Source organism: Alteromonas sp. ABV2_168 (genome assembly GCF_056161165.1).
In genome coordinates this window covers 47,623-67,161 of record NZ_JBSWYQ010000015.1, presented here as the reverse complement: position 1 = coordinate 67,161, position 19,539 = coordinate 47,623, and the positions used below count along the sequence as shown (strand labels likewise).

Sequence of the window (19,539 nt, the reverse complement as noted above, 5' to 3'; positions counted from 1 at the left end):
ATACCACTGTTTTTTGACAGAAATACGGGGTTTCCGGGAAGAGGATTAAGATTATGATGCAACAAGTTGCCACTCAGCGTTCAGAAATTGCCGCTTTGCCGATAGATATCGATACATCCGCCGGTGTATCGACGTCTGACGGACAGCAACAGGCCTTTGCTGATGTGTTTAACCGCGCTGCCACACCGGCAGAGCAAGCAAGAAAATCCTCTTCTGCCAGCCTGCGTCCTGACAATACTACAGACGCCAAATCCGCGGACAGTAAACGCAGTGTCTCCTCCCGTGATTCACAAACAAGCCGTGAGCCCATGGAACGGAATAAAAACCATGTGGCAGACGAACACAAAGTGACTGAATCTGCGCAAACTGCCGCAAAACAATCTGCTAAAGAAAAGGCAGACGTTGAGAAAAGTAATGCATCTGAAAACGGTGACGCAAATGCCGCTGTAGCAGCAGAGGCTGAGTCAGAAACAAACGTGGAAAGCACCGCCTCTGCAGATACGCAGAGTGCCACTGACGAATCCGGTGATGCCACAGACTGGCTGTCTTTTGTTGATGCCGTGCGGCGTCTGAACGAAGGTGAACTTAACACCGGTGCACAGGTAGAAGGTGATGTCACTCTGGCTACCAGTGTTGAAGCGTTGCCGGAGGAACTGCACCTTGACGCATTGATCAGCGGCGAAGAACTGTTTGCCGGTAACGGCAGTGATGAGCTTGAAGCGTTGATCGCCAGCTTGAAAGAGGCGCAAAAAACGCAATCCGGAACGGGTGAAAGCAATGAAGTTGACGGCAGTGAGTCATTACAGGCCCTTGCTGATGCCCTCACCGAAGCCGCCAATGCGCTGATTGCCGCACAGGAAGAGGAAAGCGCTGCCGCCGGGGATGCAGAAATCTCAGATGAAGAGGCAATGAAGCTGGCTGCCGCCATGATTGCTGCTATGAATAAGGCGTCAGGCAAAGGTGTGAACAAAGCGGCCTCAGAGAATGCTGAAAATGCCGGACTGACTGAAAGTGAACTGGAAGCAGAAGCTGCCTTGCTGGTTTCTCTGATGAAAGCAGAAATGAGCGGCGAATCCGGTGCGGATAATCAACAAAGCGGGAAAGAACAGCAAACACTGAACAACAGTGCATCTGCGAATGCTGAAGCGGGTATTGTCGCACAAAGTGCAGCCGGCGAGTTTGCCAAAATGCTGGCGTCATCATCAGAAGAATCACAGACACTGGTGACAGACAACCTGGCTGATAAGGTGGTGGCTATGTTACCCGATAACGCCAGTGAAGGTCAGAAAGCAGAGGTAAAACAAGGCGTCATCGACGCTGTTAAGCAGTTTCAGGCTCAGTTGCAAAGCGGCAGTGAACAACAATCAGCGCTGGAAGCGATGATTGCCGGTGCCATAGAAGAAGCCGGGGTGGCGCCGGTGGAGAACCTTGAGGTCATGCTGCAAACTGAAATGAGACAACTCACTGCCATTACGGGGACCGCTTCGCAACTGGCGCAGGGCACCACAGTGACAGCTCTGGCATCACTTCATTCGGGCTCAGATACTACCGTAGCTGATATTCAGCAGGCCCGGACTGAACGGTCAGCCGCTCAACAGGTCGCTGATGCAGACAAGCCGGTGAATATTCATCAACCGGAAGGTCAGCAGCAACTGGCTGAGAAAGTACGCTGGATGGTCAATGCCAGAAATTCCATGGCGGAAATCCGCCTCGATCCGCCGGAATTGGGCAGCATGCAGGTGCGGGTGAATGTATCCGGTGACGCAGCGACGGTAAACTTTGTCGTACAGTCAGCGCAGGCCAGAGATGCTCTGGCTCAGGCCGAGCCACGGCTGCGTGAAATGCTGGCAGAGCAGGGAATTAATCTGGGTGAATCTTTTGTCAGTCAGCAACAACAAGGCGGCAACGGTGAAGGTGGTGAAGGCAGTCAGCAGGGGGGCGGAAATGGCCAGCTTGCACAGGAAGCCGGCGAAGACACACAAGTAACAGAACAATCGCTTACCCGCCAGGCACAGGGCGGAATTGATGACTATGCTTAACCATGAGCAGACATACGCAATGGTTATTGCCAATTGTCTGTAATTCACCATAATACTCGCCAAAATGGTTAACGGGGAAAGCGCAATGGCTGATGAAGAGTTACAAATCGAAGAAGAAGGTGGCGGCAAGAAAAGTAAGATGATGTTGATCATCATTATTGCTGTGGTATTGATTGGTGGCGGTGCCGGCGCTTATTTCTTTCTGTTTGCCGGTGGTGATGAGCCTGCAGCAGAAGCATTAGCTGAAGATGAAGAGGGCGCAGCCGCCGAAGGTGAAGGCGAAGCACCGGAAGCTGCTCCGGCATCAGGTTCAGCGGAAGTGGGAACAGCCTTGTATGTTGCTTTACCGCAACCCTTACTGTTCCATATTCCGGGCAGTGGCCGTGAGCGTACGGTACAGATTAAAATTCAGTTGCTGGTCAGGGGCACTGATAATGAAGAAACTGCGAAAGTGAATATTCCGCTTATCCAGGGGCGTTTATTGCAGGTATTCAGTAGCAGTAATGCCGATGATCTGGTCACAGAAGCAGGTAAAATCGAATTGCGGGAAAAAGCCCTTGAAGAAGTACAGTCGGCCATGAAGGAATATACAGGGTCAGAAGTGGTTGAACAGGTATTGTTCACAGGTTTCGTGATGCAATAACGGGTTATCACAGTGAGCGATTTATTATCACAAGACGAAATTGACGCGCTCTTACACGGTGTCGATGATGTCGAAGAAGAAGATGTATCGGACGCACCCTCCGACAGATCTGCGCTGGAATATGATTTCTCCTCGCAGGACCGGATTGTACGTGGCCGTATGCCAACGCTGGAAATTGTTAACGAGCGTTTTGCCCGGCATTTGCGGGTGAGCTTGTTTAACATGATGCGACGGTCTGCCGAAGTCTCTATTAACGGCATCCAGATGATCAAATTCGGCGAATACATTCACACGCTGTTTGTACCCACGAGTCTGAACATGGTGCGCTTCCGTCCGTTGAAAGGAACGGGGCTCATCACCATGGAAGCCCGGCTGGTGTTTATTCTGGTGGATAACTTCTTCGGTGGTGATGGCCGCTATCATGCGAAAATCGAAGGTCGCGAATTTACGCCTACTGAACGGCGTATTATTCAGATGTTGCTGAAAATTATTTTCGAAGACTACAAAGAAGCCTGGGCGCCGGTCATGGATGTCTCTTTTGAGTATCTGGATTCTGAAGTTAACCCGGCCATGGCTAACATTGTCAGCCCCACGGAAGTGGTGGTTATCAGTTCTTTCCACATAGAACTGGACGGCGGCGGTGGTGACTTCCACGTGTCGTTGCCCTATTCCATGCTGGAACCTATTCGTGAATTACTCGATGCCGGTGTGCAATCTGATAAAGAAGACACCGATTTACGCTGGAGTAAGGCACTGCGTGACGAAATCCTTGACGTAAAAGTGGCATTAACTACGCATATGCTGGATGTGGACGTGCCTCTGCGTCAAATTATGGAATTTAAAGCCGGGGATATCATTCCGGTGGAAATGCCGGAGCACATTACTGTGCTGATCGAAGATCTCCCCACGTTCCGGGCTAAGCTCGGACGCTCCAGAGATGCGCTGGCACTGAAGATTTCCGATAAGATCCCGCGTCCGACGTCGGTGAAATCGGAACTGCAATTATTAACCCGCGGCGGGCGCGTTATTGATAACGACGCTGAGCTGCAAGTACTTGAAGAAGATCTGTAGTGACGATCTTAGTAAGAGGGCAAAGTCATGAGTGATAATGACGGAATGGACGACTGGGCCGCAGCCATGGCCGAGCAGGCTGATGCTGAAGCGGGCGAAGGTGAAGGTGGCGATGACGTTCAGGTTGCTGAATTAGATGAGCTGACCGATGATGCGCCGATTACTCAGGAAGAGAAAAAGAAACTCGATACCATTTTAGATATTCCTGTGACCATTTCTATGGAAGTGGGACGCAGCCAGATAAGCATCCGTAACCTGCTACAATTGAACCAGGGTTCCGTGGTCGAGCTGGACAGGGTGGCCGGTGAACCACTGGATGTTCTGGTAAATGGCACGTTGATTGCTCATGGAGAGGTAGTAGTGGTCAACGATAAGTTTGGTATTCGGTTAACGGATGTTATCAGTCAAATCGAGAGAATCAAAAAGCTTCGCTAAAACGCTTTCTAAAACAGGGGGTTGCATTCTGCTGCCCCTGTTATTTAGCCATCAGGCCTGTGCTCAAAGCACCCAGTCAATAACTAATCCCACGTCTGTACTGTCAATTTTCCTGTCATTGCTGGTGGTTGTCGGCATTATATTTTCCCTCGCCTGGCTTATGCGCCGGTTTAATGTCACTCATGCTGCGAATGGGCAGATGAAAGTGGTTGCCAGCATGATGGCCGGTGCCAAAGAGCGCATTATGGTTATTCAGGTGGGTGACGAGCAGCATCTCATCGGCGTTACTGCTCACAACATCAATCATCTCAGTAAACTGGAAACGCCATTAGCACCTGCCGGAAACGGACAGGAGAATAACGGTGCCGATTTTCGTCAGAAGCTGGTTAAAGCTATGGCTGGCGCCATGAATCCGGCAGTGAAAGGAGAGGGCAATGATAAACAATAAATGGTTATGCCGTTTTCTGACACTCTGTCCGGTGTTATTTCTTCTGGCTCTGCCTGCCAGTGCCCAGCAGGGGATTTCTGCTGTCACTGTGACCACCAATGCGGACGGCACGCAGGATTATTCAATGACGTTGCAGGCATTGTTCATCATGTCTGCGCTGAGCCTTATTCCTGCGTTTATTATGATGATGACGTCTTTTACCCGCATTATCGTAGTATTATCCATTCTCCGTCAGGCCATCGGCCTGCAACAGTCTCCTTCCAATCAAATTCTTATCGGCGTGAGCCTGTTTCTGTCTATGTTTATCATGACGCCGGTGTTTGAAGAGGTAAACGAGCGCGCCCTGCAACCTTATCTGAACGAGGAAATGACCTCCCGCCAGGCGCTGGAAGAAGCAGCAGAACCCATGCGGGCGTTTATGTTGTCACAAACCCGGGTGAAAGATCTGGAAACCTTTGTCCGTATTGCCGGCGATGAAGACAAGTATGATGAACCTGCAGATGTGCCGCTGACCATTCTTATCCCGTCATTCGTGACCAGCGAGCTGAAAACCGCATTTCAAATCGGCTTCATGTTGTTTATTCCTTTCCTCATTATCGACCTGGTCGTGGCATCCATTCTTATGGCGATGGGTATGATGATGCTGTCGCCGATGATTGTTTCACTGCCCTTCAAATTAATGCTGTTTGTACTGGTGGATGGCTGGAATCTGATATTCGGCACCCTGGCAACCAGTTTCGGCATGGGCGTTTAGGAGACAACACATGACACCTGAAGTCTTTGTTCAGATTCTCCGTGAATCCATGTTTATGGTTATCCTGCTGGTGTCTGCGGTGATTGTGCCCAGCATGATTGTGGGTCTGATTGTGGCAGTATTTCAGGCGGCCACATCAATTAACGAACAGACAATGAGTTTCCTGCCCAGACTTATCGTGACCTTGCTGGCTCTGGCGTGGGGAGGTAACTGGCTGGTGGAGCAACTGATGGACTTTACCTTTCATATGGTCAATCAAATCCCTCAGGTCGTCGGGTAAAGGTTACGTTCCGTGAACGTGGATTTATCTACCATTAATCAGTTTCTGGCTGATATGTTGCTGCCGTTTATGCGCATCAGCGGCATGTTTGCAGCCATGATTGGATTAAGTGCCAAATCTATCCCCCAGTCGGTGAGAGCCCTGCTGGCTATCTTTCTGACCCTGGTGATTATGCCGGTCGTTAAACCGGTACCCGTGGACGATTTGGTCGGCGTAGGATCTTTTCTGATGGTTATTCAGCAGTTGCTGATTGGAATCGCCATCGGGTTTATTTCTATGATGGTCCTGAACACCTTTGTTCTGGCAGGTCAGATCATCGCCATGCAAACCGGTCTGGGGTTCGCCTCCATTGTCGACCCGGTAAACGGAATTAACGTGCCGGCAGTCGGTCAGTTTTACCTGATCCTGGCGACGTTACTGTTCTGGACCGTTGACGGCCATCTTGCCATGATCCAGATGATTGTTATCAGCTTTGATGCATTTCCCATCGGCGAAGCCTGGTGGACAGCAGATCAGTTCCGCGATATCGCAGAATGGGGCGGCTGGATGTTTGTGTCTGCGATTACGTTATCGCTGGCGCCCATCGTTTCACTACTGATCGTGAATCTTGCGTTCGGGGTGATGACTAAAGCATCGCCACAGTTAAATATTTTCAGCATTGGTTTTTCCATTGCGCAAATCATGGGGTTAATCATTATCTGGATTACCCTCGATAACTTTACGTCCCACTTTGCCACCCAGTGGCAACGTGCTCAGCAATTCATGTGCGAGTTGCTGATGATCTGTCCCGTGTGAGGTAGACGATGGCTGACGAACAGGAAAAAACAGAAGACCCCACGGGGAAAAAACTCGACGACGCACGAAAAAAAGGCCAGCTGGCACGGTCCAGAGAGTTATCTACGACACTGGTTCTGGTGGTCAGTGGCGTCATGTTTCTTGTCATGGGAGGCACCATCGCACAGGCTATTTTCGGCATGATGAAAAACATGTTCCAGCTTTCCCGCGACCAAACCTATGACGCAACTCACATGTTTGGAGCCTGGGTTTACGGTTTTTCTGCGGTGGCAGCGCCTGTTTTACTGTACATGGTCGTGGCGATGGCCGCCGGTATTTACGGCTCTATTGCGCTGGGCGGATACAATTTCACCTGGGAATCGGCGTCGCCGAAAATGAATAAGCTGAATCCGCTAAACGGCTTTAAGCGCATGTTCGGTATTAATGGCCTGGTGGAACTGCTTAAGTCCATTGCTAAGTTCTTTGTAATCGGTGCCATGGCGCTGGTGTCATTAACGTACTTTCAGGATGAAGCACTGCATCTTGACCTTGAGCTGTACCCGAATAATTTGTTCCACGCACTGAATATGCTCGAATGGGCGTTTTTCCTGCTGACACTGGGCATGATCCCCATCGCTATTTTTGATGTGCCGTACCAGCTGTACAAGCACAACAAAGAAATGAAAATGTCAAAGCAGGAGGTGAAAGACGAACGTAAAAATGCCGAGGGTGATCCTCAGGTGAAAGGACGTATACGTCGCCTGCAATATCAGGCAGCAGCCCGCCGGATGATGCAGGAAGTACCGAAAGCGGATGTGGTTGTGACTAACCCGACGCACTATTCCGTGGCGCTTAAATACGATGATAATGGCGGCAGAGCGCCTGTGGTGGTAGCAAAAGGGATTGATGAACTTGCCATGCACATCCGTAAAATTGCCGGTGCCCATGAAGTGCCTGTTGTGCCGTCACCCATGCTGGCAAGGGCTATTTATTATTCCACTGAAGTTGAGCACGAAATTCCCCACAAATTGTTCATGGCGGTGGCACAGGTACTGGCGTATGTGTATCAGTTGCGGGCATTTAAGGCGGGTAAAGGCAAACGGCCTAAACCACTTAAGAAAGACTTGCCGATCCCACCTGAACTCAGACGGTAAACCCGTCAGTACTTTAATCTACAGTAATGATGGCGTCGCGGCCTTTTTCTTTGGCCTGATATAATGCTTTGTCGATGGCTTCCAGTTCTGCGGCCATCGTATCCGGTCCGGTAACGTATCCTATCCCGCCGGATACCGTGAGCGGGCCCAATGCATAGGGAAGCGCATTACCTGCCGCTTTCAGGGCTGCTCTGAATTTGTCTGTAGCAGCTTTTGCCTCTGTAATATCCGCATCAGGAAATATGAGTAAAAATTCTTCACCGCCTATTCTGCCTGTAATATCGGTTTTTCTGAAATTGTCTCTGACCAGAGCACCAAAGGTACGTAATACTTCATCACCGGCAGCATGACCAAAATTATCATTTACCTGTTTGAATAAATCGATATCGAGAAGGGCGACAGCAAGCTTTTTGCCGCAGGCCCCGGCGATGTCAGCCTGTTCTTCCAGTAATTTAAAGGTATGCTGGCGGTTTAGCAGAGATGTCAGGCTGTCAGTCATCGCAATCTGTTCCAGTTTATGCTGATACCTGGCGCGCTTTTTCTGCAAAATAACCAGTGCCACGCACAGACTGAAAAGCAAAACGAGCGCCGATATCATAAAGAAGCCCCGCTGACGCTCTGTTTTAATCCGCAATTCCTGAGCTTTTGTCATCGCTTTGAGGGCGGCATTTTCCTGACTTTTCTTATCAACGTCGAAAAGAGTCTGCAGTTTGAAAAGCTTCTCAGCACTGATTTCATTCAGGCGTTTTACTTGTTTATTGCGTGCGTCTTCAAGAGTTTGATAAGCCTCGCTGTAGTTGCCTAACGCCGCCTGAATTCTTGATTCCAGTAACCGTGACTCAATCATTTCTTTGGGCGTAGCGGATGCGGAGATCGTTTCTGCGCGGGCCAGAGTATCCAGTGCGGTGCCGAAGTTGCCGGTATGATAATGGGCATTTGATAAGCCCCGTAAAATGTCCCCGTAATACTGTTCCGACGGCAGTACTTCCTGAATCGCTGTTAAGTGCTGGTAAATAGCCAGTGCCTCTGCAAAGGCTTTCTTTTTCATCAGCCTGTCAGCGTCAAGAAGTTGTAATTCAACCTGTGCGTTTTTGTCTGCCAGTTCACGGGCAATGGTCATCGCTTCGTCAAAGTAACGCTGCCCTGCAATTTCGTCGCCCGTTGAGAAGTAAGAAAGAGCAAGCTTGTGTAACAGGTTTTGCTGATTAACCCGGTTGTGCCTGGCGATGGCAAATTCCAGTGCCTCCTGCAAATAGGGAAGGGCATTGTCGTACTGTTCAGCCTGCTGAAATACCGATGCAATAAGACCGGCTATGTGAGCAGGCGGGATTTGAGTAGCGTTCTCCGATGCAATTCTGTGGGCAATGATCAGCTTTGTCAGCGCGGCCTCACGATTTTGTAATGATTGCTGAATTAATCCTTCTGTCATCAATGCACCTATGTACAGCTGGGTGACAGTCTGCTGCTGTGCCCACTCTCTGACGACAGCAACATAATGCAGCGCCAGTACCTGGCGCTCTGTTTTTTCGTAAAGTTGCGATTTTTGCAGCAGTAAACGGTGATAGAGCAACGGTTCGCCTATTTGATCTACGTTTTCAAGCCCCTGTTCCAGAAGAGACTCTGAGCGGCTGAAATCACCCAGTTTCATGTAAAAGTACGACAGCAGATATTGAATAGTGGCAGGCGTATATTCGGGTAGGACATCATCAAGCATCTCTTCCAGACCGAGCACGGTTTCCTGCGGGTGCTGATGAAAAGACTTAATGACGCGGATAACCGCATCGTCGGGCGCAGATACCTGTGCCGGTGCCGCAAAGGTGCAATCAGACATAAATATCAGGCCTGTCGCGGCGACAACAGGAAAAAAATAATTCTTAAATGCAATACATCGCTGTTTTAACGGGTATTCCGGCACATGTTGCCCTGAGCATGTCTCATCCGGTTTAACTATAGTTCAAAAAACACCGGTGGGCGCACGTTGGCAAACATTTTCAAACTGGCACATTAGTTGAACTGAGACTGACAGACACGAAGTAAGCGTCAATTTTCTGTTAGCGAGAGCAAATTTTATGCAGCTATCCGGCTATCTGCAGCGGTTCGACAAAAATCAGATTCAAAATATCACCAGTGGTCTGGGGGCGCCTGTCGTTTTGCTGGCGATCATGGGCATGGTTATTTTGCCAATGCCGCCCTTTCTGCTCGATGTTCTTTTCAGTTTTAACATCGCCCTCAGTCTGGTCATTATTCTTGTGGCTGTATTCACCCAAAAGCCGGTGGATTTCGGTATATTCCCCCTGGTTTTGCTGATTGCTACGGTGTTGCGGCTGGCATTGAATGTTGCCTCGACGCGGGTCGTTTTGCTGTATGGTCATGAAGGCGGCGATGCTGCGGGGAAGGTAATCGAAGCCTTCGGAGCCGTGGTTATTGGTGGTAACTATGCGGTGGGTGTGGTGGTATTCGCCATCCTGCTCATTATCAACTTCAAAGTAGTGACAGCCGGTGCCGGCCGTATATCTGAAGTTAGCGCCAGATTTACACTTGATGCCATGCCCGGTAAGCAAATGGCCATTGATGCCGATTTGAATGCCGGCTATATCGATCAGGATGAAGCCCGCAAGCGCCGTGAAGAAATCACTGCAGAAGCAGACTTCTATGGTTCGATGGACGGTGCGTCAAAATTCGTTAAAGGTGACGCGGTAGCCGGTTTGTTCATCATGATGATTAACATCGTCGGTGGTTTATTTATCGGCATGATTCAGCATGACTTGTCCTTCGGAAATGCACTGGAAGTTTACACTATTCTGACCATCGGTGACGGTCTGGTTGCCCAGATCCCATCCCTGTTGTTGTCGGTGGCAACGGCAATTATCGTCACCCGCGAAAACGAAACTCAGGAAATGGGTAAGGAAATCCGGACACAGCTGGGTAATCAGCAGGCTCTGTATATTGCCGCAGCGGTGCTGTTTGTCATGGGTATTGTGCCCGGCATGCCCCACGTGGCCTTTCTGGGATTCTCTGCTATTGCTGCCGGTTATGCATACTGGCAGGGTGTGCAGGCGAAGAAAGCGGCAGAAAAACCGGCTGTGCCGGCCAAAATGGAAGGCGGTGCTGACCAGCCTGCTCCGGAAATTAAAGAGCTGGGTTGGGATGACGTACAGCAAGTTGACACTATCGGCCTTGAAGTAGGTTACCGGCTCATTCCGCTGGTGGATAAATCACAGGGCGGCGAATTGCTTACACGTATAAAAGGTGTGCGGAAGAAACTGTCTCAGGAACTGGGCTTTCTGGTTCCGCCGGTGCACATCCGCGATAATCTGGATCTCGACCCGAATGCTTACACGATCTCCATGCTGGGTGTGACCATCGGCGATGCGCAAATCAGTCATGATGAAGAGCTGGCGATTAACCCCGGGCAAGTGTTCGGTAAGCTGGAAGGACGGGCGACTAAAGACCCCGCTTTCGGACTGGATGCCGTGTGGATACGGCCGAATCAGCGGGAGCATGCGCAAACCCTTGGTTATACAGTAGTGGATGCGGCCACCGTGGTAGCGACACATCTTAGTCAGTTACTCAGCAACAATGCCTACCAGTTACTCGGTCATGAAGAAGTTCAACAACTTCTCGATATGCTGGCGAAATCCAGTCCTAAGCTGGTGGAAGGGCTGGTACCCGATATTCTGCAGCTGAGCACCGTAGTAAAAGTACTGCAAACCTTGTTGTTCGAAGGCGTTCCCATCCGCGATATGCGTACTATCGTTCAAACCTTATCGGAATACGGCCCCCGCAGTCAGGATCCGGATGTGCTGGTATCGGCAGTGCGTATTGCGCTGAAGCGTTTGATTGTGCAGGAAATCAGTCAGGGAGCGAAAGAAGTGCCTGTCATAACTCTGGCACCAGAGTTGGAACAGATGTTGCACCAGTCACTTCAGGCAGGAGGAGAAGACGGCGCCGGCATCGAACCGGGACTGGCAGACCGGCTCCAGCAATCCCTGCAACAGGCCGCACAACAACAAGAACTGAATGGCGAGCCTGCGGTACTGTTGACGTCAGGCATGTTAAGACCTGTGCTGTCACGCTTCCTGAAGTATTCGGTAGCTGGCCTGCATGTGTTGTCTTATCAGGAAATCCCTGATGACAAACAAATCAAAATTGTCAGCTCTGTGGGTCAATAATCTGACGCCGGGTGAGTGAAGAGGTTGAGATGAAAATCAGACGGTTTTTTGGCAAAGATATGCGGGAAGCATTAAGCCAGGTAAAAGCAGAATTGGGCAGTGATGCCGTAATCATGTCGAATCGCAAAGTGGCAGACGGTATAGAGCTGGTCGCCGCTTACGATAAAGAGCCGGAAGCGAAAATAAAACTCAACACCCGCCATGAAGCCGGTAAACCGGCTGCACAGAAGGCGACGCCAAGCCTCAGCGAAATTATCGGTGACGACGGTCCGGATACCTTACGGGCGTTACTTGAAAAGCAGGTTGCAGAAAAAGCTGCGGCTGCCGGAAGTGACCGTCAGAACCCCGCAGTTTCTCCTGCACCACAAACATCGTCTGCCTTCGCCGGAGATACCCGTAGAGTCAATCCGCAACCCGCTGTATCTCACGACGAAGAGGCGTTTTCATTTGCGGATGTATTTTCTGCAAAAGAACACAAGCCTGCACCGGTATCTCAAATGAATCCCGACTTTAAAGCGGCGGAAAGTCAGCAGTCTTCCGGTGCCCCGGCCAGTGAGCTGGATGCGATAAAAGAGGAACTGGCTTCTCTTCGCAGCGTTTTACAATATCAGGTCGCAGACTTGATGGATGCTAAAAAGCAGCGTCAGCGTCCCGTGCACAGCTATCTGTCCCAGTGTTTAACCGGTATGGGGCTGAGTGCTTCACTGGCTGAGCAACTGGTGCATTACACCCCTTCTCAATACACCGAGCGGGAAGCGTGGATTTATCTTCTCAACCTTTTGGCTAATCGCCTTAATGTTTCCGGTAATGATATCCTGACCCAAACCGGTGTGGTTGCTCTTGTTGGTCCAACGGGAACAGGCAAAACCACGACTGTTGCTAAATTAGCAGCACGCTATGCGCAAAAATACGGTGCTGATCAGGTGGCTATGATCACTATCGATACCTACCGTATTGCCGCTTATGAACAGCTGGCAACGTATGGCAAAATTATTGGCTGTACCACAAGGAAGGCTCAAAGCAGTGAAGAATTAGCCGAACTTCTCTTCCAGTTACGCCATAAGCGTCTAATATTAATAGACACGGCTGGTTTCAGTCAGCGCGACAGTCGTTTAATTAAGCAACTTGGTCAATTTAATCACGGACAAATGCAACCTGTCCGTAAATACCTGGTTGCGCAGGCAAATACCCAATATCCTGCATTGCAACGCATCATTGAAGCGTATAATTCCGTTAAGCTTGACGGATGTATCTTCACGAAAGTTGATGAATGCTACAGTTTGGGTGAGGTTTTAAGTGTTGCTGTTGAACAGCAATTGCCAGTTAGTTATGTGACCGACGGGCAGCAGGTACCTGAAGATATTAAAGTTGCTGATGCAAAATCTCTCGTATCTGCCGCTGCAAAGCTTTATAAAAAGTACGGTTTGAATCATACTAAGCGTAATCATGAAGTTAATTCAGTTCAGGCAGTATGATCGAAGATCAAGCGAGTAGCTTACGAAAGATGAATCAATCACGCCTCATAAAGGTTATTGCCGTTACCGGCGGCAAAGGTGGTGTTGGTAAAACCAACATTACATTAAACACGGCGATTGCTATGGCTAAGCAAGGTAAGCGGGTCATGGTACTCGATGCCGATTTAGGATTAGCGAACGTTGACGTCATGCTGGGTCTGCGTGTTGAGAAGAACCTTTCTCACGTATTATCCGGTGAATGCACACTTGATGATGTTCTGGTAACCGGACCTCACGGTATTAAAATCGCTCCGGCGACTTCAGGTACTCAGGCAATGACTGAGTTATCGCCCACAGAACATGCCGGATTAATCCGTGCTTTCAGTGAGTTGCGGTCGCAGATTGACGTGCTGATTGTAGATACCGCTGCCGGTATTTCCGATATGGTATTGAGTTTCTCCCGTGCCTCGCAGGACATCATGGTCGTGGTTTGTGACGAACCGACTTCTCTGACCGATGCCTACGCATTGATTAAAATTTTAAACCGTGAGCACGGCGTGTTCCGTTTTAAAATTGTGGCAAACATGGTTAGGGACATCCGTGAAGGGCAGGAATTATTCAGCAAGTTATCAAAAGTGACAGGCAGATTCCTGGACGTGGCACTAGAATTGGTGGCAACTGTACCTTTCGACGAAAATATTCGTCGGGCAGTCAGAAAGCAAACCGCTATTGTGGATGCATTTCCCGGTTCTCCTGCGGCCGTCGCGATTAGTCAGTTAGCCACCAAAGCGCTTAACTGGCCGGTACCGGCTCAGCCGGGTGGTCACCTGGAATTTTTCATTGAACAACTGGTGACGAAGCAAGCAGTAGGAAGCCAACGTTGAATAGTAAAGCGGCAGCTTACCAGCAGCAGACCGACAAGTCGCAGCTGGTCGAGCGCCATGCATCCCTTGTAAAACGTATTGCCCATCACCTGATGGCGCGTTTGCCTGCCAGTGTGCTGGTGGATGACCTGATTCAGGCAGGGATGATCGGATTGCTTGAAGCAGCCAGAAATTTCGACGGCTCGAAAGGGGCCAGTTTCGAAACCTTCGCAGGCATCCGTATTCGTGGTGCTATGCTGGATGAAATCCGTAAGGGCGACTGGACACCCCGTTCAGTGCATAAAAATAGCCGTGCTATTACGGAAGCCATAACACAAGTTGAAAGAGAAACTGGCAGAGACGCGCGTGATACAGAAATTGCTGCTAAGCTAAATGTCAGTATTAATGATTATCATCAAATGCTTAACGAGGTGAATGCCGGTAAACTTGTCGGTATTGAAGACCTGGGTGTGTCAGAAGATGTAATCAGCACAGAACAGAATAAAGGTAATGATTCACCCCTCGAAGATTTAATGCAGGGGGCGTTTCAAAAGGCGTTGGCGCATGCCATCACAACATTACCTGAACGGGAAGCAATTGTACTGTCCCTGTACTATGATGAAGAACTGAATTTACGTGAAATCGGTGAAGTTCTTGAAGTCAGTGAGTCAAGGGTCAGCCAGATTCATAGCCAGGCCATGTTAAAACTAAAAGCCCGAATGCAATCATGGCAGGCAGAAGAATAAAACATACTAATATTAATAACGATTGATAATCCTCACCGGAGGCTATTTTGGACAAGAGTATGAAAATTCTTGTAGTAGACGACTTCTCTACTATGAGACGAATCATAAAGAACCTGCTTAAAGATCTTGGATTTTCCAATATTCAGGAAGCTGACGATGGAAGTACGGCCCTCCCCATGCTCCAGCAAGGCGACTTTGAATTTGTCGTGACCGACTGGAACATGCCAGGTATGCAGGGTATCGACCTGTTACGCGCTATTCGTGCAGACGACAAACTCAAGCACTTGCCAGTATTGATGGTGACAGCTGAAGCGAAAAAAGAGCAAATCGTTGCTGCAGCACAGGCAGGTGTAAACGGATATGTTGTGAAGCCTTTCACAGCCGCTACACTTAAGGAAAAACTCGACAAGATTTTTGAGCGTTTAGGTTGATCCAGCCGCTCCCGCCAGAGAAGAGGATTACTGGATGTCTCCTACTAAAAAAGTCCCTATTTCGCTCGAAGAAGCAAAACAGCTGGTAGCATATCTTGAGCAGGGCGATGACGATTCCGCCAACGCCCTGCTTGAAGCTGTATCTGCCAAAGAGTCTGTCGAACTTTTTGCTGAAGTTGGCAAACTAACCCGTCAACTTCATGACGCCCTCAACACCTTCCAGTTAGACGAGCGAATTGCTGGTCTGGCTAATGATGATATTCCTGATGCGCAAACGCGTCTCACCTACGTTATTGAAGAAACTGAAAAAGCGGCTAATACTACAATGGACGCTGTAGAGTCCTGTATGCCCATTGCTGAATCTTTATCAGACCGGATCACAACGCTTGAGCCTGAATGGCAAAAGCTTATGACCCGTCAGATTGAGCTCGGTGAATTCAAGAGTTTATGTATGGATATCGACGCCCTGTTTAAGGACATGTCGAAAGATTCTTCTAAACTTAACAGCCTTTTGACCGAAGTATTAATGGCACAGGGTTATCAGGATTTGACAGGCCAGGTTATTCGCAGAGTGATTGACCTGGTGAAAGAAGTCGAAGACAGCCTTGTGAACATGCTGACCGTGTTCGGTGAACGGGATGCACCTGTTAAAGCACAGAGCACCACGAACAAGCCGGACGCTGTTGAAGCGGAAGGGCCAATCATGAACGCTGAGAAGCGGGATGACGTAGTACAAGGCCAGGATGACGTGGATGATCTCCTGTCGAGCCTTGGTTTTTAGGGGAGCGAATGAATGTCGTTTGATGTTGATGAGGATATATTACAGGACTTTCTGGTCGAAGCCGGAGAAATCCTGGAACAATTACAGGAACAGTTAGTTGACCTGGAGAATAATCCGGAAGACGCTGACCTCCTCAACGCGATTTTCCGTGGATATCACACGGTAAAAGGTGGCGCAGGTTTCTTATCTCTGACTGAACTGGTTGAGATTTGTCACGGCGCAGAAAACGTCTTTGACGTAATGCGTAATGGCCAGCGTACACTGACGCCGGAATTAATGGATGTCATTCTGCAAGCGACAGACGTCGTAGTGGAAATGTTTGAGCGGGTAAAAGCCCGTGAACCACTCGAAGCCGCTGATTCAAATCTTGTTGATGTTCTGCATAAGTTGAGCAAGCCAGAAGCCCCCGGCGAAAATATTTTTGGCGGGGAAACGGCAGCACCGGCAGAAGAAGTGCCGGTAGCAGAAGAACCTGAGCTGATAGTTGAAGAGGTACCGGTTGCACCGGAAGCCGCCGCTGTTGCAGAGCCTGCCGGTGATAACAGCATTGAAGATATCAGCGAAGATGAATTTGAAGCATTACTGGACCAGCTGCATGGTTCCGGTGCGCCCGGCAGACCGTCAGTAGATGCACCTTCTAAGCCAGCTGCACCTGCGCCCGCTCCGGCAGCAGCGGCAGGCGGAGATGGTGAAGATATCACCGATGATGAATTTGAGGCTCTGTTAGACGAGCTTCACGGTAAAGGACAGTTTGGTGGCGATGCCGCACCTGCCGCTACACCAGCGGCCGCAGCTCCGGCAGCGGAACAGGCTGCATCCGGTTCTGACGGTGACGAAATCACCGATGACGAATTTGAAGCTTTGCTTGACCAGTTACACGGTAAAGGTCAGGGACCCGGCATTGCCGGTGGTGTTGAAGTAGACACTCAGGCAACCAAAGCCGTTCAGGCTGCCAAAGCGGAACAGTCTAAACCTGCAGAGCCTGCCAAGCCGGCTCAACCTGCTAAAGCTGCGGCACCTGCTCCGGCCGCAAAATCGGCTCCGGCTGCGCCAGCCGCACCCGCTGCACCTTCAAAGCCCGCAGCGCCTGCTGCCAAAGCTGCACCTAAAAAAGAAGAAAAGGCCCCGCAGGCAGAAACTACTGTTCGGGTAGACACCAAACGCCTTGACCAGATTATGAATATGGTCGGTGAGTTGGTGCTGGTTCGTAACCGCTTGTTAAGCCTTGGTATTAATACCAATGACGAAGATATGTCGAAGGCTATCGCGAACCTGGATGTGGTGACCGGTGATCTTCAGGGCGCGGTAATGAAAACCCGCATGCAGCCCATTAAGAAAGTCTTCGGTCGTTTCCCCAGGGTTGTCCGCGACCTTGCCCGTAGCTTGAAAAAAGAAATTACCCTTGAGCTTGAAGGGGAAGAAACGGATCTGGATAAGAACCTGGTTGAGGCGCTGGCCGATCCCCTGGTTCACTTGGTACGTAACTCCGTCGACCATGGTATCGAAATGCCGGATGACCGTGCTAATGCGGGTAAACCGCGCATGGGTACAGTGAAACTGGCTGCATCACAGGAAGGCGATCATATCCTGCTTACTATCACCGATGATGGTAAAGGGATGGATCCGGAAAAGCTGAAAGAAATCGCTATCAGTCGTGGTGTGCTTGATGCTGATGCGGCCGCCCGTATGTCTGACGTGGAAGCGTTTAATCTGATATTCGCGCCGGGCTTTTCAACCAAGACAGAGATCAGTGATATCTCCGGTCGTGGTGTGGGCATGGACGTGGTTAAAACCAAAATCAACCAGTTGAATGGTACTGTAAATATTGATTCTCATCTGGGCAAAGGTACCCGGTTAGAAATCAAAGTACCGTTAACGCTGGCAATCCTGCCAACTCTGATGATTGTTGTCGGTCAGCAAACCTTTGCATTGCCATTGGGTGCTGTTAACGAAATTATCAATATGGACATCAAGAAAACCAATACGGTAGATGGTCAGTTGACGATGATCGTCCGCTCTAAGGCTATCCCGTTATTCTTCCTTGGTGAATGGCTTATCCGCGGCCCGAAAAATATCGAGAAAGAAAAAGGTCATGTTGTTGTAGTACAAATTGGTACGCAGCAGGTGGGCTTCGTGGTGGATGCATTGATTGGTCAGGAAGAAGTGGTGATCAAGCCTCTGGATGCCTTATTACAAGGTACACCAGGTATGGCTGGTGCAACCATTACATCGGATGGCGGAATCGCGTTAATTCTTGATATCCCGAGTCTTCTTAAGCGATATGCGCGCAGGTCATAGTCGCAATTAAAGGAACATCATTACTATGGCTTTTAAAGTCCTTGTTGTGGACGATTCGACGTTTTATCGTCGTCGTGTACGCGAAATTCTGGATGAGGACAGAGAACTCGAGGTTGTTGGCGAAGCCAAAAACGGTGAAGAAGCACTGGATATGCTGATTAAGTTGTCACCCGACGTAGTGACAATGGATGTGGAAATGCCGGTGATGGATGGCATTTCCGCTGTAAAAGCGATCATGCAGAAACGCCCTGTACCTATTCTCATGTTTTCGTCTCTGACACATGCCGGCGCGCAGGCAACTCTGGATGCGCTTGAGGCCGGTGCGCTGGATTTTCTGCCGAAAAAATTTGAGGAAATTTCTAAAGAGCGTAAAGAAGCTGTTGGCTTACTACGGACCAAAGTACGTTTACTGGCGCGACGGGGAGTTGGCATACGCCGCCCTGTTATCTCCAGAAAAGAGCATGTGGCAAAGCCCGCTCCTCCTATGCCTGCCAATGCCCCCAAGTCGACGTTTTTTAAAAGCTCGTCTATTCTCACCGGACGTACTGAGACCGCATCCCAGCCTACTGTTTCTAAAGTTAAGGCATCAGGAAAACGGTATAAATGTCTTGCCATCGGGGCTTCTACAGGTGGTCCGGTGGCACTGCAGAAAGTGCTGTCAGGGCTGCCGGCTAACTTTCCTTATCCGATTTTATTGGTTCAACATATGCCCGGCACGTTTACAAATGCGTTTGCCCAGCGGCTGAACAATAACTGCGAGATTTCGGTAAAAGAAGCTGAACACGGGGATATACTTAAACCCGGTTGTGCCTATCTTGCGCCCGGGGGCAAGCAAATGGTGGTGGAGTCTATGTCACTGCCAAATATTGTTATCCGTGATGCCCATGAACATGAGAAAGATACCTACAAACCCAGTGTGGATATTACACTTAACAGTCTGGTGGATATTTACGGCGGCGATGTACTGAGTATTATTCTGACGGGCATGGGGTCTGACGGACGTGAAGGCTGTGAAGCACTTCACCGTAAAGGCGCCAAAGTGTGGGCGCAGGATCAGGACACCTGTGTGGTATACGGTATGCCACAAGCGGTAGCGAAAGCGAACATCGCAGAAAAGAGCATAGCCATTGATAATATCGCTTCGTGCATACTCACGGAAATGATGCAGAAATAGTTCAGTCAGCAGGAGTTGAAGG

18 protein-coding genes are annotated in these 19,539 nt (G+C 49.7%); 17 read left to right on the top strand and 1 reads right to left on the bottom strand.

Features of this window, described 5'->3' with window-relative positions; all coding sequences use genetic code 11:
• Positions 1-53 precede the first annotated feature (53 nt).
• The 9 genes from ACXAH4_RS19105 to flhB all read left to right on the top strand — a co-directional run bounded on the left by ACXAH4_RS19105 (position 54) and on the right by flhB (position 7,598).
• The gene (locus ACXAH4_RS19105; protein WP_474883015.1) at positions 54-2,039 is read left to right on the top strand and encodes a flagellar hook-length control protein FliK; all 1,986 of its coding nucleotides are present in this window, start codon (positions 54-56) and stop codon (positions 2,037-2,039) included.
• 85 nt (positions 2,040-2,124) lie between these two features.
• Complete coding sequence (gene fliL, locus ACXAH4_RS19100; RefSeq protein ID WP_474844665.1) at positions 2,125-2,682, top strand: flagellar basal body-associated protein FliL; 558 nt, start codon at positions 2,125-2,127, stop codon at positions 2,680-2,682.
• Between the two features lie 12 nt (positions 2,683-2,694).
• Complete coding sequence (gene fliM / locus ACXAH4_RS19095; RefSeq protein WP_474844666.1) at positions 2,695-3,753, top strand: flagellar motor switch protein FliM; 1,059 nt, start codon at positions 2,695-2,697, stop codon at positions 3,751-3,753.
• 27 nt (positions 3,754-3,780) lie between these two features.
• Complete coding sequence (gene fliN, locus ACXAH4_RS19090; protein WP_119500572.1) at positions 3,781-4,188, top strand: flagellar motor switch protein FliN; 408 nt, start codon at positions 3,781-3,783, stop codon at positions 4,186-4,188.
• Between the two features lie 28 nt (positions 4,189-4,216).
• Complete coding sequence (gene fliO / locus ACXAH4_RS19085; protein WP_474844845.1) at positions 4,217-4,636, top strand: flagellar biosynthetic protein FliO; 420 nt, start codon at positions 4,217-4,219, stop codon at positions 4,634-4,636.
• The gene (gene fliP / locus ACXAH4_RS19080; RefSeq protein WP_303574368.1) at positions 4,623-5,390 is read left to right on the top strand and encodes a flagellar type III secretion system pore protein FliP; all 768 of its coding nucleotides are present in this window, start codon (positions 4,623-4,625) and stop codon (positions 5,388-5,390) included. Before fliO ends, fliP begins: the two co-directional genes overlap by 14 nt.
• A gap of 10 nt (positions 5,391-5,400) precedes the next feature.
• Positions 5,401-5,670, top strand: a complete 270-nt coding sequence (gene fliQ, locus ACXAH4_RS19075; protein ID WP_119500574.1) for a flagellar biosynthesis protein FliQ — start codon at positions 5,401-5,403, stop codon at positions 5,668-5,670.
• Positions 5,671-5,682: 12 nt separating this feature from the next.
• Entirely contained in the window at positions 5,683-6,465 is a 783-nt protein-coding gene (fliR, locus tag ACXAH4_RS19070; RefSeq protein ID WP_119500575.1) for a flagellar biosynthetic protein FliR, read from the top strand.
• Positions 6,466-6,473: 8 nt separating this feature from the next.
• Positions 6,474-7,598, top strand: coding sequence for a flagellar biosynthesis protein FlhB (gene flhB, locus ACXAH4_RS19065; protein ID WP_474851047.1), 1,125 nt, complete (start codon positions 6,474-6,476; stop codon positions 7,596-7,598).
• A gap of 13 nt (positions 7,599-7,611) precedes the next feature.
• Here flhB and ACXAH4_RS19060 read toward each other — a convergent pair whose 3' ends face one another.
• The gene (locus tag ACXAH4_RS19060) at positions 7,612-9,429 is read right to left on the bottom strand and encodes a sensor domain-containing diguanylate cyclase (protein WP_474883013.1); all 1,818 of its coding nucleotides are present in this window, start codon (positions 9,427-9,429) and stop codon (positions 7,612-7,614) included.
• Positions 9,430-9,667: 238 nt separating this feature from the next.
• Between ACXAH4_RS19060 and flhA the strand changes: the two genes are divergently transcribed.
• Genes flhA through ACXAH4_RS19020 form a run of 8 tightly spaced genes read left to right on the top strand, consistent with a single transcriptional unit; the run spans position 9,668 to position 19,517 of the window.
• Positions 9,668-11,770, top strand: coding sequence for a flagellar biosynthesis protein FlhA (gene flhA, locus ACXAH4_RS19055; RefSeq protein WP_119500578.1), 2,103 nt, complete (start codon positions 9,668-9,670; stop codon positions 11,768-11,770).
• A gap of 29 nt (positions 11,771-11,799) precedes the next feature.
• Positions 11,800-13,245, top strand: coding sequence for a flagellar biosynthesis protein FlhF (gene flhF / locus ACXAH4_RS19050; RefSeq protein ID WP_474883011.1), 1,446 nt, complete (start codon positions 11,800-11,802; stop codon positions 13,243-13,245).
• Positions 13,242-14,108 carry a MinD/ParA family protein gene (locus tag ACXAH4_RS19045; RefSeq protein WP_119500580.1) on the top strand — a complete coding sequence of 289 codons (867 nt, stop codon included), beginning with the start codon at positions 13,242-13,244 and terminating at the stop codon, positions 14,106-14,108. Before flhF ends, ACXAH4_RS19045 begins: the two co-directional genes overlap by 4 nt.
• The gene (locus tag ACXAH4_RS19040; protein ID WP_119500581.1) at positions 14,105-14,833 is read left to right on the top strand and encodes an RNA polymerase sigma factor FliA; all 729 of its coding nucleotides are present in this window, start codon (positions 14,105-14,107) and stop codon (positions 14,831-14,833) included. The genes ACXAH4_RS19045 and ACXAH4_RS19040 overlap by 4 nt, the downstream gene beginning before the upstream one ends.
• Positions 14,834-14,880: 47 nt before the next feature.
• Positions 14,881-15,264 (top strand): chemotaxis response regulator CheY, encoded by a 384-nt coding sequence (cheY, locus tag ACXAH4_RS19035; protein WP_119500582.1) that lies wholly within the window; start codon positions 14,881-14,883, stop codon positions 15,262-15,264.
• Between the two features lie 34 nt (positions 15,265-15,298).
• Positions 15,299-16,045, top strand: a complete 747-nt coding sequence (locus tag ACXAH4_RS19030; protein WP_474851050.1) for a protein phosphatase CheZ — start codon at positions 15,299-15,301, stop codon at positions 16,043-16,045.
• A 12-nt stretch (positions 16,046-16,057) separates the two neighbouring features.
• Complete coding sequence (locus tag ACXAH4_RS19025) at positions 16,058-18,343, top strand: chemotaxis protein CheA (protein WP_474883010.1); 2,286 nt, start codon at positions 16,058-16,060, stop codon at positions 18,341-18,343.
• A gap of 25 nt (positions 18,344-18,368) precedes the next feature.
• Complete coding sequence (locus ACXAH4_RS19020; RefSeq protein WP_474883009.1) at positions 18,369-19,517, top strand: protein-glutamate methylesterase/protein-glutamine glutaminase; 1,149 nt, start codon at positions 18,369-18,371, stop codon at positions 19,515-19,517.
• Positions 19,518-19,539: the final 22 nt, after the last annotated feature.

Excerpts from the sequence above, each read along its gene's own strand:
- ACXAH4_RS19105 (WP_474883015.1), top strand. The coding sequence starts at position 54 with ATGATGCAACAAGTTGCCACTCAGCGTTCAGAAATTGCCGCTTTGCCG.
- fliL (WP_474844665.1), top strand. The coding sequence starts at position 2,125 with ATGGCTGATGAAGAGTTACAAATCGAAGAAGAAGGTGGCGGCAAGAAA.
- fliN (WP_119500572.1), top strand. The coding sequence starts at position 3,781 with ATGAGTGATAATGACGGAATGGACGACTGGGCCGCAGCCATGGCCGAG.
- fliP (WP_303574368.1), top strand. The coding sequence starts at position 4,623 with ATGATAAACAATAAATGGTTATGCCGTTTTCTGACACTCTGTCCGGTG.
- fliQ (WP_119500574.1), top strand. The coding sequence starts at position 5,401 with ATGACACCTGAAGTCTTTGTTCAGATTCTCCGTGAATCCATGTTTATG.
- flhB (WP_474851047.1), top strand. The coding sequence starts at position 6,474 with ATGGCTGACGAACAGGAAAAAACAGAAGACCCCACGGGGAAAAAACTC.
- ACXAH4_RS19060 (WP_474883013.1), bottom strand. The coding sequence starts at position 9,429 with ATGTCTGATTGCACCTTTGCGGCACCGGCACAGGTATCTGCGCCCGAC.
- flhA (WP_119500578.1), top strand. The coding sequence starts at position 9,668 with ATGCAGCTATCCGGCTATCTGCAGCGGTTCGACAAAAATCAGATTCAA.
- flhF (WP_474883011.1), top strand. The coding sequence starts at position 11,800 with ATGAAAATCAGACGGTTTTTTGGCAAAGATATGCGGGAAGCATTAAGC.
- ACXAH4_RS19045 (WP_119500580.1), top strand. The coding sequence starts at position 13,242 with ATGATCGAAGATCAAGCGAGTAGCTTACGAAAGATGAATCAATCACGC.
- ACXAH4_RS19030 (WP_474851050.1), top strand. The coding sequence starts at position 15,299 with ATGTCTCCTACTAAAAAAGTCCCTATTTCGCTCGAAGAAGCAAAACAG.
- ACXAH4_RS19025 (WP_474883010.1), top strand. The coding sequence starts at position 16,058 with ATGTCGTTTGATGTTGATGAGGATATATTACAGGACTTTCTGGTCGAA.
- ACXAH4_RS19020 (WP_474883009.1), top strand. The coding sequence starts at position 18,369 with ATGGCTTTTAAAGTCCTTGTTGTGGACGATTCGACGTTTTATCGTCGT.